Origin of the sequence: Kiloniella spongiae, from assembly GCF_001026905.1 — a bacterium.
Lineage (GTDB): Bacteria > Pseudomonadota > Alphaproteobacteria > Kiloniellales > Kiloniellaceae > Kiloniella > Kiloniella spongiae.
Genome location: NZ_LAQL01000003.1, coordinates 219997 through 233627, shown reverse-complemented (window position 1 = coordinate 233627; position 13631 = coordinate 219997). Strand labels below are relative to the sequence as shown.

Below are 13631 nucleotides of genomic sequence, written 5' to 3'. Positions count from 1 at the left end.
TTACCAATACGTTTCAACAGATCAGCTATTAATTATAACGCCTTCTGGTTTTCTATCTGTCGCCAAAGTTTGTTTGCTTCCAACCCCAAAAGATTACAAAGCATCGCAAACTCTTTCTGTTCGCGCGGATCAACCTCACGATCAGCACAGATAATCAAGTGCGCAACACGCAGCAGCGTTCGAGATCTTTTATATTTCCCTTCAAAGATTTTGATTTTCTTATAGAGTTCAGCCTTAACGCCCTCTGCATCACTTTTGAGCAGATAGATATAATCATCCAGAATTTCGATTGCACGAACTGGATCAAACGTTTTCAAGGCTTCAATGTTATCAATTGCATAGTCGATGGAATAACGTTCCTCTATTGAAACTTCCCCATCTGAATAGGCCGTAATGGCACAAACCGCCATCGCCGCATGCAGGAAGTCCTTATTTTGATACCGACGCACTTCTGTGACGAGCTTTTCCAATAACAAACTGGACATTGTGCCTGACCTCCCTCTTATATTTAATTTCCCATTACCCTGTTTTAATAGGTAGAACCTTTAGCGACTAACTTCCAGTAGAGAAGTGAAAATTAAGAATTTTTAATTCTCACTTCTATGTGAGAAACACCAACCACACCCGAGCTATTATTTTGCCGTATTATCGCCCTAAAAATCCTTAATGCTCTTTAGTAAAGGCATTGTTTCCATCATTAAAATTTGCTTTTTAACCGCAAATACTTTTTGACAACAAATGCCTTATGACAACAAATACAAATCAATTATATTTATAACGATTATTCAGATGCAGGACGTTTTTATGGATATTTTTCAGATCACAAAAAAAACGACGACAAGCTTCATTCGCACTTCTCTCATTGTTAGTGGTTTCATCACCGGGCTTGGATTTGGGATACAGAGCGCCCTTGCTGACAGCACGATCAACCCTGCACTCTGGAAACTAACAGATGAAGACAGCATCGTTTGGATATTTGGCACAGTTCACGCTCAAGATGAAAACCTGCAATGGAAGACGAATAAGATAAAACAGGCTTTTGACAGTGCTGACATCTACTACATGGAAGCCCCTATCGCCGACGCGACGCCCGAGACAATGATCCCCCTGCTCCAGAAGCACGCCTTTAACAAATCAAGTACCCCCTTTTATGAGCAACTTGCTCCCACAGATCGGGAGAATTTTGTACGGGCGTTAAATTCTCTGGGTATTCCAGAAGAAGCCATGCCAAATTTCGCAACCCTGCGCCCCTGGTTCACTGCCGTAACCCTGGCTGGTATTCAAATGCAGGCCAAGGGTCTCAACCCGGAAGCTGGTGTTGACAAAGCTCTTTGGGATGATGCCAAAGCTGCGGGGAAAGAGTTGGGGTATCTTGAAACACTGGAACAGCAATTGCGTATTTTTGGGGATATGACACCCGAAGAAGACCTCGCCATGTTCAACAGTTCTATGGTGCAAATGGTCGAAGACACCGATATGCTCGATCAACTTTTCATCTATTGGAAAACCGGCGAGATAGAAAAACTTGCTGAGCTGATGAATGCCTCCTTCGACGGACAGGATCGCATAAAAACCGCCTTACTGGATGATCGTAACGCCAACTGGGCCGAAAAAATCGAAGACATCATGCGCGGATCGGGAACAGTCTTCATCGCCGTCGGCGCCGGCCACCTCGGCGGCGACCAATCCCTGCAATGGTATCTGGAACGACTGGGCTATGAAGTGGTTCGGCAGTAAAGAGAGAAAAGAAAAACTGCTTTTATTTTAAAGTCTTAACATCCTTTAAATTCCTTCAACACACACTCTTTTGCAAGCCTTTGACCTTCTTCTACCTGCTCTATCGGTAGATGACTTTCTGCTTCTCTGAGAATATCAATTTGATCTTGGCTACCGTTCATAACTATGAGATTTAGCCACATCAGAGCTGTCACCATGTCTTCTTGAACACCCTCACCCCTCATATAAGCTTTGCCAATATTGACAAAAGCAACAGGTAATCCTTGACCAGCCGCTTTCTTGAACCACATTAACGCCTTTTGAAAATCTTGGCTGGTTCCCTGGCCCTCGCGGTGCATAAGACCCAAATTATTTTGTGCTTCAGGGTACCCCTGCTTTGCTGCAAGCGTGTATAGCTTAAAGGCAACCTCATAGTCTTGTGGAATCCCAGTACCATTTAAGTACATCGAAGCCAGATTATGCTGTGCGTAAACCTGCCCCTGATCAGCGGACAAGTCATACCATTCAGCAGCAATCGCTTCATCTTTTAGGACACCTTTCCCACTTTCATACATCAACCCCACATTAAATTGGGCATCCGCCTGACCTTGTTCTGCTGCAAGTTTGAACAGATAAAGCGCCATAGCGTAATCCTGCCTTACCCCTTGTCCATCCAGATACATATTCCCAAGCGCAATTTGTGCAGGACTATAACCTTCTTCAGCTCCTTTTTGATATAAAGCCAAGGCTTTTTCATAATCCTGAGGGACACCATAACCATCATGATACAATCCAGCCAAATTATAGACTGCAGTTGCATCGCCTTTTTTTGCAGCCTTCTGATACCACTTCATGGCTAAACTATAGTCCTGATCGACACCTTTCCCTCGTGCGTAAAGAACACCGAGATTCACCTGTGCATAACTGTTCCCCTGTTCAGCAGAAAGCTGATACCACTTTTTAGCAAGGACATAATCTTGCGGAAGACCATGCCCATTTTCATAAAGCCAACCAAGACTGTTCTGCGCCAAACGGTTTCCTTGCTCCGCGCGCGACCGCCATTCTTTTAGGGCAGTCTGATAATCTCCTCTGTCATAGGCGGTCTGGCCTGGATCATATTGAGCATAAAAAACGCCACAGATGACCATAAGCAGGATAAGCAAAATTAAAATACCCAATGATTTCATCGAAGGACCACACAACCAGATTAAAAATAACCTTAAAACACAAGCATTACGCGAAATAAGCACAAATCTACAAAGGCGTATTTAACAATTTCTTAAAGTTAAAATGCGGTATTTATTTTATAGCTATCATCTCTGCTGATAGGTATTTTTGCTTTATTCTCTCTAACGCATCGATCAAACAGATCGTGATGTCAAAACCGCAGAAAAAATCAAAGAATTAATCGCGTTAAAATTCATTCCGCAATAATCACCAGAACAGTTTGGGCTTCTTCCAATCCCTGATCTGCAGCGAGCTGATACCATTTGCGGGCGGTGTCCATATTTTCTTCAACGCCTGAGCCAAAGTGATACATCATCCCCATCATCATCTGCGCTTGCGCGTCTCCATTCTCCGCAGATTTTGTCAGCCACTGGTGAGATAACGTATCGTCAACGGCAACGCCCTGCCCTTCCTTGTACATAACGCCCAGATAATATTGCGCTGTGCGATCCCCTTGCTCAGCCAACGGTCTTAATTCTGTCAGGGCTGTGGTATAATCGCCCTTGATCAACGCGGACTTACCTTTATCAAGATCAGCAGCCTGAACAAGGCCCCCGACAACGAAGCTACAGAGAAAAAAAGCAAGGCAAAGAAATTGTTCCATAATAATTCCGATTTTTAATAACATTAATAAAACCACACATATCCGCTTAGCTTAGCATATCAGCCAAGGTTGACGATAAATCTTATATTTTACTGACGAAGAGTTACCGTACTCGAAAGCGCTCTAAAACTTTGCGTGCTCAGCCAAAAAATCGAGAAAAACACGGATGTGTCTGATCACTTTATGTTCAGAATAATAAACCGCAGATACAGGTATGCTGTGCGGAACGACTTTATCCCCAAGGATGGGAACAAGTTCGCCGCTTTCAAGTTCTTGACGGACCGTAAAATCCGATAGACACAAGATCCCATGACCATGTACTGCCAGTTGTTTAAGGGTTTCGCCGCTGTTGGCGCTCAGATGAGGTGTAATTTCATACCATTCGCCACTCTTGGTCAGAATTGGCCAGCGATTGAGAGAGGGTGTCTGCTGTGAAAACCCCAGGCAATTGTGATCGCGCAAATCATTCACATCAACGGGTACGCCCCTTTGTTCAAGATAATCGGGCGATGCATAAAAAGCCCGCTGGATAGACCCGATCCTTTTTGCTTTCAAGCCAGAACTTTTCAACTCCCCAAGACGAATTGCCACATCGACCTTTTTTTCGATCAGGTCTGCAATGTCTTCGTTGCTTTCGAGGGATAGACGAACTTTGGGGTGCCGACGGGTGAATTCGGAAAGAATAGGCGCAAGCATATGAAGGGTGAAAGGCGTCGGCGCATCAATGGTTAATTTACCTCGAAGCTCTGCGTTTTTATCACGAAAGTACGCGGTGATTTCGTTCAGATTATCTAAGGTCTTCGCGGCATGATCCAGCAACCACTGCCCCTCGCCCGTCAAAGTGATCTTGCGGGTCGTGCGATTAAACAAGGTGGTATTCAGCTGAACCTCTAGGTTCTTGATACTTCGACTGACAACTGATGGCGCAACATCCATATGATATGCCGCCCCGACAAAACTGCCGACCTCTGCCGTTGCGATAAAAATCTTCAGATCATCGAGTTTGAACATAATCATTTATGAATCAATTCGTGCTGATTTAGCAATTATTAAATAGCAAAACCAACATTTAAAACATTAATCAATTCAGATACAACGTGATTCATAACGTTTGGATCTTTTCAAACAGGCATAAGGTTACGCACCTCGAACACCATTAGAGTAAAAGACCCAGATCTTTGAATTCATTAAAACAAAGAGAATATTAACATGACCAGAGTAAACATTCACAAAATCCAACCTGCCGCCTATGACGCAATGTTCGGGTTAGAGAAATATCTCGGCACAACAGACCTTGGCACCAGTTTGCCAGAGTTAATCAAAACCCGCGCCTCACAGATTAATGGCTGTGCCTATTGTATTCAGATGCATACCAAAGCCGCATTGGAAAATGGCGAAAAAGCAGAACGCTTGTTTGCCCTGTCTGCCTGGAAAGAGTCCCCGCTTTTCTCTGAACAAGAACGCGCCGTTCTCGCCCTGACCGAAGAAATGACCCTGATCACCAATCACGGGGTCAGTGACGAGGTTTATAATCGGGTTCAGGAACACTTCACCGAAGAACAGATTGCCCAGATCATGATGGTCATCGCAACGATCAATGCCTGGAACCGACTTGCAGTCGCCACACATACACAATAGCGAAAAGATCAACTACCCCGCTTGGTCAAAAAGCAGCCTGGCAGGATAAAAGAGATCCCGGATACAAAAGAACGGAAGGGAGAGAAGCCTGTGCCCTCTCTCCCTTTGAAAGACACGCCGAAGACAAGTTGAACGAGATCCAGGTATCGGAACGATCAACAGCCCTTGAAATTTCTTTGACGGCATTTAGCAATCATTTTCCCCACTAAATCCCGCCGTTCTGCCGTCAGTTTTTCTCTCACTTCTTCCTTGAAAGGCAAAGCATCGCTTTCTCCCTCTTCATACGCCAGCGTGAACCACATATAGGCCTTGTTATAGTCCCAGGATACACCACCCAGTTCGCGATAATAGGCAAGTCCCAGCTGAAACATCCCGACCGGATCTCCGTTTTCCGCAGCCCTGCGATACCACTTAACCGCAGTCCTGTGGTTTTCAGTAACATCTTTTCCATCCGCATAGGCATGACCCAAACTAACCTGTGAGACAGGGTTTCCTGCATTCGCCTCCTTGTGGTAAATATCCATAGCGGTCTGACGGTCCACGAACCCCGCACTTCCCGTAAAATAGATATAGGCAAGATTGTTTCCTGCGTCACTCACGCCGTTTTTATAGGCTGCCTTGAACCATTTAACAGCAGCCTTATGATCCTTGGTTATGCCAAATCCACGATCAAACATTTCCCCCATATAGTACTGAGCATAGGGAACCCCCTTTTCCGCGAGCGGGTATAACCGTTCCAGTGCAAGGGAAAAATCACCGTCCCAATAGGCATTGGCACCCACTAAAAAATCATCCCGGTCATCTTCCCAAACACGATCAGATGATTGCCGTGCTGCTTCATCCGGGTACTCGACAGCAATAGTGCTCCCAGAAGAAGAAGAAGAAGAAGAAACAACCTTCCGACTATTACCAGTTGTCTGTTTGGCCGCAGCATTTTGTGCCTTTAGTCTGGCCAGTGGTTCCTTTCCATGCTCATCCCCCTCATCAATGGCACGCTGATACCATAGTTTTGCATTATCAATCTCACCGATCTTTTCATAAACACGCCCAAGACCCAGATAAGCCGGGGTAAATCCTTTATCAGCCGCCAACAGATACCATTTAAGAGCACGTGCATTACTTTGGGCCACCCCGGCTGAACCCTTTTCATAAAACTCTGCCAAGGTAAACTGAGATGCATCATTATTATTATCTGCCCCTCGACGGGCATGATATAACGCCAAGGTATCACTTTGTTCTCCGCCAAAACCACTCTGATAAAGAAGCGCGAGCCGACTATCGGCATCGAAATTGCCCCGTTCAGAAGCGCGCAAAAACCATTTTCTGGCTAAGACAAGGTCACGTTCCACCCCGTGGGCCAAACCATACATTTCACCCAGGTAAAACTGGGCCTCGCCATCCCCCAATTCGGCAAGCATATGAAACTCCCTGAGAGCGATGGCATATTCTCCATCAAGGTAGGCGCTGAGTCCCTTGTCAAAATCTTGAGCGAAACTTGGCTGGACAAAACTTGGCACAGCCAGAAAAACCATCGTCATCCACGATTTAATGATCCGCATCAAAATACGCTGTCTGGCCTGTTTCATTACTTCTCCCCCCCAATCAAAGGCATAAACCGCCAACAAGATCCCATCACTCACAGTTCCGGTAGTTTTGATCAATACAGTTGCGCGCCATATTTTCCACTCGCGTGACAAAGCTTTCAGAAAAATGTTCTTTTGATTTGTCAACGTTTGACTGTGAAAGTTTATCCCCTCGAATGGCCGCGACGTATAACCACATCCATCCTTCCTTGTCGTTTGTATCAAGTGATGTAAGTCCAAAACCCAATAACGATTGAGCGTCAACACCCCCCTGTTCCGCAGCGAGCCTGAACCATTTCACAGCCTGTCTTAATCCCTGATCACTTTGATCTTTGTCTGCAAGAACAAGCCCCATCGCCTCTTGCCCTAGGGCATCCCCCTGAACAGCTGATTTCAATGCCCAGTCCTGCGCCTTTTCAAGATTTTTATTGGTACCAGTCCCCGCCAAATAATGATAGGCAACCTTGGCCTGTGCTCTCGAGTAATCTAACAACGCTGAACGTTCGAAAAGAAGGAATGCCTGTTTAGTGTCTCGTTTAACTCCTAATCCTCTGAAATACATATCAGCCATAAGATATAAAGCTTGGGGATTATTTGCTTCGACGAATGGATGCAGTATCTCAAGTGCTTTGCCATAGTCACCCGCAGCATAGAGTTTCTTATATTTTTCCATGGACGAGGCAATAGATCTAGAAGACGACGAAGACGGGAAAGTCCCCTTGCTTTTCCCCTTAATTATCGGGGCTTCCTCGGCAATCTGTTTGGGAACCGGACGCGCAGGAATGTTATCAGGCTTTCTCTTTGGTTTGGGAATACTGGACAAAACTGCTCTCAGTTCTTCAAGCTTTACCTGTGCTTCTTCATCCCCGGCCTTTGCCGCCAAAGCGTAATAGTGCTGGGCGCGCACAAGATCCCTTGCCCCCAAATCCCCATTTTGATACATCTCCGCAAGCGAGGTATAGGCCCCGGTTTCGCCCAATTCCCCGGCCTTTTCATAGTATTCTGCCGCCTTTTTAAGATCCTGGGACACCCCCAGGCCGTGATGATAGTGCATGGCCAAGCCAACGTGTGCTCTGGGATTTTTTTGTGCAACTGCCGACTTGTGAAGTTCATAGGCTTTTTCAAAATCCCGTGTGACGCCCTTCGCGGCAAGATAGTGCGATGCCAGTAAAGTCTGGGCAGCAGCATCGCCTGTTTCTGCGGCACGAGAGGCCCACTTGAACGCCTCTTCATGATCGGGGGGACTTTTTTTGGCATAGATTTTCGATATCAGGATTTGGGCTTCGAGATCACCCGCTTCAGCAAGAGGCAAGCCGGTTGATATCGCAAACTCATAATCCTCCATCCGAAATGAAAGCATCATAAGTCGATAGACAGCTTCGTTATCGGAATCACTTTCAGCCTTTGCCTGTCGAGAAGTTTCTTTCTTTTTAGTTGCTTCTTTTATTGCTGAATCTTCCCCTTCTTCTGGATCTTTTTGGGAAAGGGATTTTGCCGCTTTCTCTGTCAACTCAACGGGTTCTATTGTGTCAACAGGGGGCTGAGCCGATGTTGTTTCGGATGACTGAGGTTGCACATCTTGCAACCGTTCCATCGCTTCGATGGCAAGCCAATAATCCTGATCCGCAGATTTCTGGTACCATTCCCGGACCTGATCCAGATCTTTTTGCACCAAAAATCCCTGTTCATACCAGTACCCCAACTGGAACTGGGCATATTCAGATCCCTGTTCCGCATAATGAATGGTAAGTTCCTTAGCCTTTTTATAGCTTCTGGGAACACCCTTTCCATAAACATGGGCTGAAATAACCTCGGCAACAGCGCGGTTTACCCCCTGATCCGCAGCGCGCTTATACCAATGATATACCTGTTGTAACCCTTCATCCTCAAATGAATAGATAGCCAAATCACTTGCATATTGTTCCTGAGCCGGGGCATAGCCGTTCTCTGCAGCCTCTTTAAGCCATAATTGGATTTGATCGTAATGTTCAGTGAAAGACCACTTAAAATATTTTGTTGGCAATTTTAACTGTGCAGGTGCATACCCCTTTGATGCCAAGCGAAACCATATATCCTTAGCTGTCGCACGACGATTTTTTTCATATGCATCAACCGCTCTGTAATATTCCCTGTAATGGTCTTCAGGTTCCAAAGTTTCGGGTGCCATGGGATCCATAATCAAATCAGGAAATGTTCCAGTGATCAGGGGCAAGGCAATCTTGGCCAAATCATTTTGGTTATCAACTGCATGGCGAAACCACCTTACAGCTTGCGAAGTATCTTTCCCTATCCCCTCACCTTTGTCATAAAGCTTAGCCAACAAGTATTGAGCTTCAGCATTCTCCTGCTCTGCGGCTAAATAGGCCCACTTAAAAGCAGCCTGAAGATCTCTGTTTTTGTTATCATTATAATAGTACTTGGCGAGCTTGAGCTGAGCACCATGAAATCCCGCTTTGGCAGACTTTTCAAACCACTTGAAAGCTTGAAGTTGGTTATCAGGAATATCTGTTCTGTTAAGATATAATTCCCCCAGGTCATTACCAGCATAATCAACGCCGAGCTCGAAAGCCTTTTTGTACCAAAAGACAGCCTTATCAAAATCTTGCGGTATGGACTTCCCTTTACTGTAGAGCTCACCCAAACGATGCATTACAATAGCCTGATCGTTATCATCCCGGGCACCTTTTTCAAGGTACTCCAGCCCCAACGCAATATTTTGTGGCCTATCTTCCCCTTTTAAATAAGCATAACCAAGCCCAACCAAAGCATTGCTATCTCCTTGTTGTGCCAAATGTTCAATATTGTTGAAGCTTTCTTCCATTTCAGTTATGCGCAGGAATTTCTCAACCTCAAACACCCTGTGCCCTTCGACATCATCAACAAAGGAACTATAGCCCTCAAAATACCCGCCCCCAAGAAGTGAGAAGGTTAATCGAGACCTTGCTTTAGAGTGTCCTTGATCAGCAGCTTTTCTAAACCAATAGATGCTTTTATTCTCCTCGCCCTCGACACCAAAACTGTTTTCGATGATGAACCCAAGCGAATACTGTGCCTCGGCATGGCCTTGTTCGGCTGCTTTTCTAATCCACGCCAGTCCTTTCTTTTCGTCCCCCTCGACATCCAGAGCCTTTCGATAGATTTCACCAACCAGATACTGGGCTTCGGCATTTCCCTTGATCGCGTGGGGAAGAAGAACTTTGAGAGCTTGCTCATAAAGTTTATTCTTGAAAGCCTGCTTCCCATCCACCAAAGATCCAGCCATTTCACCCGCTGCCACTTCGATGAATGTCTCAGTTTTTGGGCCTGTCTTCTGGTCGATTTTTGGGATCGTTTTCTGATTGGCTGGTTCTTGTGTATCAGATGATATATCAGAATTTTGTCCATCTCGGTGTTGTTCATCTGGCCCGTTCTTATTATCAAACAAGGACACCAGCATTTCCCAAACGCCCTTGGTCGCTTCCTTACCTGTTTCTATTTCTGTTTCTGTTTTTGGACCTAATTCTGGTTCGTTGTTTTTTACACTCTGTTTTTCAACACCGGTCTCAGGTAATTTTTCCGCATCCATTTCGACAACAGGCAGGTCGTCACCTAGATCATTGTCGTTCTTATCGGTGGTGTTTATATTAACCGTACCATCGACCCCTTGACCGAGTTTCTGAGTAATAATCTCAGACAGCTTAACCAAAGCGCCTTGATGTCCCTGATCCGCGGCAAGCCGATACCATTTCCGGGCAAGATCAGTATCTTTGGAAACACCCAACCCTTGTTCGTAAATTTGCCCGAGAACATACTGGGCTTCATCATATCCGTCCTCTGCTATGGGCGTCAGGGCCTCGCGGGCAATACCATAGTTTCCTTGCTCAAAAGCCTCAAAGCCATCTGGATTTTGTGAAAAGAGGGCAAAAAAACCAAGCCCGACCAGCGCAACAAACAGAGGTAAAAGTAAAAAACGGATCATGAGAAACCTATGGAATAAACGTAACAGGAAAGTAAATTTACCAACAAAGCCTAGATGGCACCCAACAGGGAGATACACCGAATAGAAACATCGCGCCCACTCAACATCTCATAAGGGTTTTCTTCAGGCACTTTTCGACAAGGGCGTCCCCCTTTTCGATCTGGTCAGGTGACATTCTTTGCATGACGTTCATCAAGGGCGCTTTCGCAGATGAATTTTGGCCCGACTGATTTTGACCCAATTCATTTTGTAGGGCATGGGCAACAGATAACCACATATAGGCTTTCACAAGATCTCTGGGCATCCCCTCACCCCGCGCATACATTTCTGCAAGACTGACCTGGGCCTCGGTTTCCTGTTGTTCCGCAGCAAAGACAAAGTATCTATGCGCAAGCTTATAATCCTGTGGCACCAAAACCCCGGCGTGATAGATCTTGGCAAGTTTGTTCTGGGCGAAAGGAACACTTTGTTTCGCCGCACGTTGGTATAGATAAAAAGCTCTTTCCGAGTTTAAGGGAACGCCATTGCCTGTTTCATAAAGGTAGGCGAGAGCAGCTTCGCTGAATGCATCCCGCCCATCGACAGCCTTTTGCAACCACTTAACCGCCTTGGGCAAAGTCTCGCCCTTTGGACTATTCAGATACATCCGGGCCAGACTTCCCTGTGCCGAAACATCCTCCTGATCCGCCGCCATGCCATACCACAACAGCGCCCGATCAAAATCCTTTGTCCCCCAATCACCGTATTCATACGCCTGCCCAAGCCTGTTTTGGCTTTCGACATTGCCCAGTTCAGCGGCACGGGTGAACCATAATTCTGCCTCATCATAATTCTGTGTCACGCCTTGTCCCTTTTCGTACATCAGGGCGACATTGAACATAGCAACAAGGTTCTTTTTCTCTGTACCACCTTCGGCAAACGGCAGGTAATTATCCATCGCGGTTTCATAATCACCGATGTCATATGCCAGTGCAGCCTCGTTTAAATCAGGCCCCCAATGGTGAGTCCAGTAAGTATGAAGGGCAGGGCCAAGCCCAACCGCCAGAACAACTAATCCGCCGACAATAATTAGAAAACGTTTCATTTTGGTCCTTTTAAGATATGGGCCGTTTCAGAGATGTACCTTTATATGAACAACCCTACGAGCACACAGGATCAACAAGAACAAGAGAAGAACTAAACAGGTAAAACTGAGATAAAAGAAGAGATTAGGATTCCCCCCGGATCACAAATAATAACGCAACTATAAACATTTTTGCAACCGGGGATATAGATCAATTATTTCCTTGTTTCCTTATCTTCTTTTCTATCTCAATAGAGTTTCAGCGTATAAAAGGGTAAAAAACGCACCTCACCCCATCCCAAAAAAAAGGATCACAGACGATTATGCAGGGGGAAATTGATCAGCTTTTAGTCTTGTCATCTGCGGCCAATGCCATGCCCCTGGAGAAGGTCGTGGAGGTGGTGACGGCAAGCCCGGCACCCCTAAAACTGCCCGCGGCACAGGCCAAACGGCTTAGGTATGCAGAAGATTTGTCCTTTAGTGATCTCTGGGAAAGAAGCGATGGTACATTTAAAGAACAGCTTCGTTTCACAAGGCTTTCTGACTGGCTGGATGATCTACGGGGCAGACAGGTTTCCGCCGCGTGGCTGGATTGGCAGCTGCAGGAACAGACGGATACCGCCACGATAGATACAGATAGCGATACCCACCTCGAGCATATGCAGGTTGCCTTTGCAGGGGCCACAAAATCCTGGTCTCTTATCACAACTGGCCCCGGCTTTACCGAACAGTGGCGGGCAAACTGGCAGCTCGACGACAGGGCATCGGAACAGACGGTGTGGCAGGTCCATTACGGCTGCGTCCAAAAAAGCGATCAGGAAACACCCCGGCCAACCATAAGCCTAGCACAGACAACCGCCCGACTGGAAAAGATACTACGAGAGATTTCAAAACTGGCCAGCCGATTGGGCTATGACAACTGGCCAGCCGTTTTTAGTAAAGCGCTTGATGCTTTAGAGGGAAAACCCGGTACTGCCCTGCCCCCGGCACTCAGGCCGCCTTACTATGCAGTCTACCCCAAAGAGGCCCACCGTTTGCTAGCGGCGGCCTATAGCGGCTGGGTCTTTGGCGGCATGGGATCATGGAATGATGTTGTCTTCTCCAACCTCGAAGATCAGGCCGAATATGACCGCTTGACCCCGACGCTTTATCAATCCCTATGCCATGCCATCGTCGCGGTTAGCTGTAGTTTTCAGAAATAGTAATTTCTAACATCAGCGACAACCAGCCAAATATCCTCTTCGCAGATACCTTGTTTTAGTCCCTTTGCCCCGGAATTTATGCGCCTAATCAACAACAAAGACACAAAGGCTGTTATTCTCTCCCCCGCCTTTCCTTGCGCTCTTTGGCACGCCATTGGTCCAACTGATCCAGACAATCGGCGAGTGGTATGGTTTGTATCCGTGGCATCTGTTGGTCTTTGCAGAGGAAACGTAGCGATTGGGTGACCACAGCAGGTAAACCGCGCAGGTAACGATGATAAAGTGCGCGCAATTCCGCTTCTTCATCACTCATTTCTGCGCCATAGCCTTTGGCTCCACCCGAAAAAGGTTCGTAACGGGCTACCCCTTCGGAGTGGTAGAGAAACTCGTAGAGTTCCATAAGCCAAAAGCCATTGTCCCGACGACGTTCAGCACGACCATCCCGGCTGTCTTTCGGACCAAGAACACCACGATCATATAGCTGTTCCAACAAAGCGGATTGATTACCTTGTGGGTAACTCATAGTCTCATTCGATTTTTCATGATCCATATCTTCAACCCGCGCTTTGTTACTTATTGCCTGTGCTCTGTTACTTACTGATTGTTCTGGGTTCCCAGTTTCAATCGATTTTCCCATATC

11 protein-coding genes are annotated in these 13631 nt (G+C 46.3%); 3 read left to right on the top strand and 8 right to left on the bottom strand.

Going from position 1 to position 13631, the window contains the following annotated elements; all coding sequences use genetic code 11:
• Nucleotides 1-32 precede the first annotated feature (32 nt).
• Nucleotides 33-485, bottom strand: a complete 453-nt coding sequence (locus WH96_RS05025; RefSeq protein WP_047763028.1) for a tellurite resistance TerB family protein — start codon at nucleotides 483-485, stop codon at nucleotides 33-35.
• Between the two features lie 319 nt (nucleotides 486-804).
• On the opposite strand from WH96_RS05025, the gene WH96_RS05020 reads away from it, so the two are divergent.
• Nucleotides 805-1737 carry a TraB/GumN family protein gene (locus WH96_RS05020; protein WP_047763027.1) on the top strand — a complete coding sequence of 311 codons (933 nt, stop codon included), beginning with the start codon at nucleotides 805-807 and terminating at the stop codon, nucleotides 1735-1737.
• Between the two features lie 35 nt (nucleotides 1738-1772).
• Here the strand turns inward: WH96_RS05020 and WH96_RS05015 are convergent, their stop codons facing one another.
• The 3 genes from WH96_RS05015 to WH96_RS05005 all read right to left on the bottom strand — a co-directional run bounded on the left by WH96_RS05015 (nucleotide 1773) and on the right by WH96_RS05005 (nucleotide 4564).
• Nucleotides 1773-2903: a tetratricopeptide repeat protein gene (locus WH96_RS05015; RefSeq protein ID WP_053005696.1), complete on the bottom strand. Its 1131-nt coding sequence runs from the start codon at nucleotides 2901-2903 to the stop codon at nucleotides 1773-1775.
• 233 nt (nucleotides 2904-3136) lie between these two features.
• Complete coding sequence (locus WH96_RS05010) at nucleotides 3137-3547, bottom strand: tetratricopeptide repeat protein (protein ID WP_053005695.1); 411 nt, start codon at nucleotides 3545-3547, stop codon at nucleotides 3137-3139.
• A gap of 123 nt (nucleotides 3548-3670) precedes the next feature.
• The gene (locus tag WH96_RS05005) at nucleotides 3671-4564 is read right to left on the bottom strand and encodes a LysR substrate-binding domain-containing protein (protein ID WP_053005694.1); all 894 of its coding nucleotides are present in this window, start codon (nucleotides 4562-4564) and stop codon (nucleotides 3671-3673) included.
• 192 nt (nucleotides 4565-4756) lie between these two features.
• Between WH96_RS05005 and WH96_RS05000 the strand changes: the two genes are divergently transcribed.
• A complete protein-coding gene (locus tag WH96_RS05000; RefSeq protein WP_047763026.1) occupies nucleotides 4757-5185 on the top strand; it encodes a carboxymuconolactone decarboxylase family protein in 429 nt (142 codons plus the stop codon).
• A 155-nt stretch (nucleotides 5186-5340) separates the two neighbouring features.
• On the opposite strand, the gene WH96_RS04995 is transcribed toward WH96_RS05000, so the two are convergent.
• The 3 genes from WH96_RS04995 to WH96_RS21155 form a co-directional block, all read right to left on the bottom strand.
• Nucleotides 5341-6771, bottom strand: coding sequence for a tetratricopeptide repeat protein (locus WH96_RS04995; RefSeq protein ID WP_156176701.1), 1431 nt, complete (start codon nucleotides 6769-6771; stop codon nucleotides 5341-5343).
• 46 nt (nucleotides 6772-6817) lie between these two features.
• A complete protein-coding gene (locus WH96_RS04990; protein ID WP_047763024.1) occupies nucleotides 6818-10726 on the bottom strand; it encodes a tetratricopeptide repeat protein in 3909 nt (1302 codons plus the stop codon).
• Nucleotides 10727-10826: 100 nt separating this feature from the next.
• Complete coding sequence (locus tag WH96_RS21155) at nucleotides 10827-11810, bottom strand: SEL1-like repeat protein (protein WP_053005693.1); 984 nt, start codon at nucleotides 11808-11810, stop codon at nucleotides 10827-10829.
• A gap of 302 nt (nucleotides 11811-12112) precedes the next feature.
• Here WH96_RS21155 and WH96_RS04980 point away from each other — a divergent pair, with 302 nt between their 5' ends.
• Nucleotides 12113-12991 carry a hypothetical protein gene (locus WH96_RS04980; protein ID WP_047763023.1) on the top strand — a complete coding sequence of 293 codons (879 nt, stop codon included), beginning with the start codon at nucleotides 12113-12115 and terminating at the stop codon, nucleotides 12989-12991.
• A gap of 112 nt (nucleotides 12992-13103) precedes the next feature.
• Here the strand turns inward: WH96_RS04980 and WH96_RS04975 are convergent, their stop codons facing one another.
• Nucleotides 13104-13628 carry a hypothetical protein gene (locus WH96_RS04975; RefSeq protein WP_156176700.1) on the bottom strand — a complete coding sequence of 175 codons (525 nt, stop codon included), beginning with the start codon at nucleotides 13626-13628 and terminating at the stop codon, nucleotides 13104-13106.
• Nucleotides 13629-13631 lie beyond the last annotated feature (3 nt).

Bases quoted from the DNA above. Each gene is read 5' to 3' on its own strand.
- WH96_RS05000 (WP_047763026.1), top strand. From the start codon at position 4,757: ATGACCAGAGTAAACATTCACAAAATCCAACCTGCCGCCTATGACGCA.
- WH96_RS05005 (WP_053005694.1), bottom strand. From the start codon at position 4,564: ATGATTATGTTCAAACTCGATGATCTGAAGATTTTTATCGCAACGGCA.
- WH96_RS21155 (WP_053005693.1), bottom strand. From the start codon at position 11,810: ATGAAACGTTTTCTAATTATTGTCGGCGGATTAGTTGTTCTGGCGGTT.
- WH96_RS04995 (WP_156176701.1), bottom strand. From the start codon at position 6,771: ATGAAACAGGCCAGACAGCGTATTTTGATGCGGATCATTAAATCGTGG.
- WH96_RS05020 (WP_047763027.1), top strand. From the start codon at position 805: ATGGATATTTTTCAGATCACAAAAAAAACGACGACAAGCTTCATTCGC.
- WH96_RS05010 (WP_053005695.1), bottom strand. From the start codon at position 3,547: ATGGAACAATTTCTTTGCCTTGCTTTTTTTCTCTGTAGCTTCGTTGTC.
- WH96_RS05015 (WP_053005696.1), bottom strand. From the start codon at position 2,903: ATGAAATCATTGGGTATTTTAATTTTGCTTATCCTGCTTATGGTCATC.
- WH96_RS04980 (WP_047763023.1), top strand. From the start codon at position 12,113: ATGCAGGGGGAAATTGATCAGCTTTTAGTCTTGTCATCTGCGGCCAAT.
- WH96_RS04990 (WP_047763024.1), bottom strand. From the start codon at position 10,726: ATGATCCGTTTTTTACTTTTACCTCTGTTTGTTGCGCTGGTCGGGCTT.
- WH96_RS05025 (WP_047763028.1), bottom strand. From the start codon at position 485: ATGTCCAGTTTGTTATTGGAAAAGCTCGTCACAGAAGTGCGTCGGTAT.
- WH96_RS04975 (WP_156176700.1), bottom strand. From the start codon at position 13,628: ATGGGAAAATCGATTGAAACTGGGAACCCAGAACAATCAGTAAGTAAC.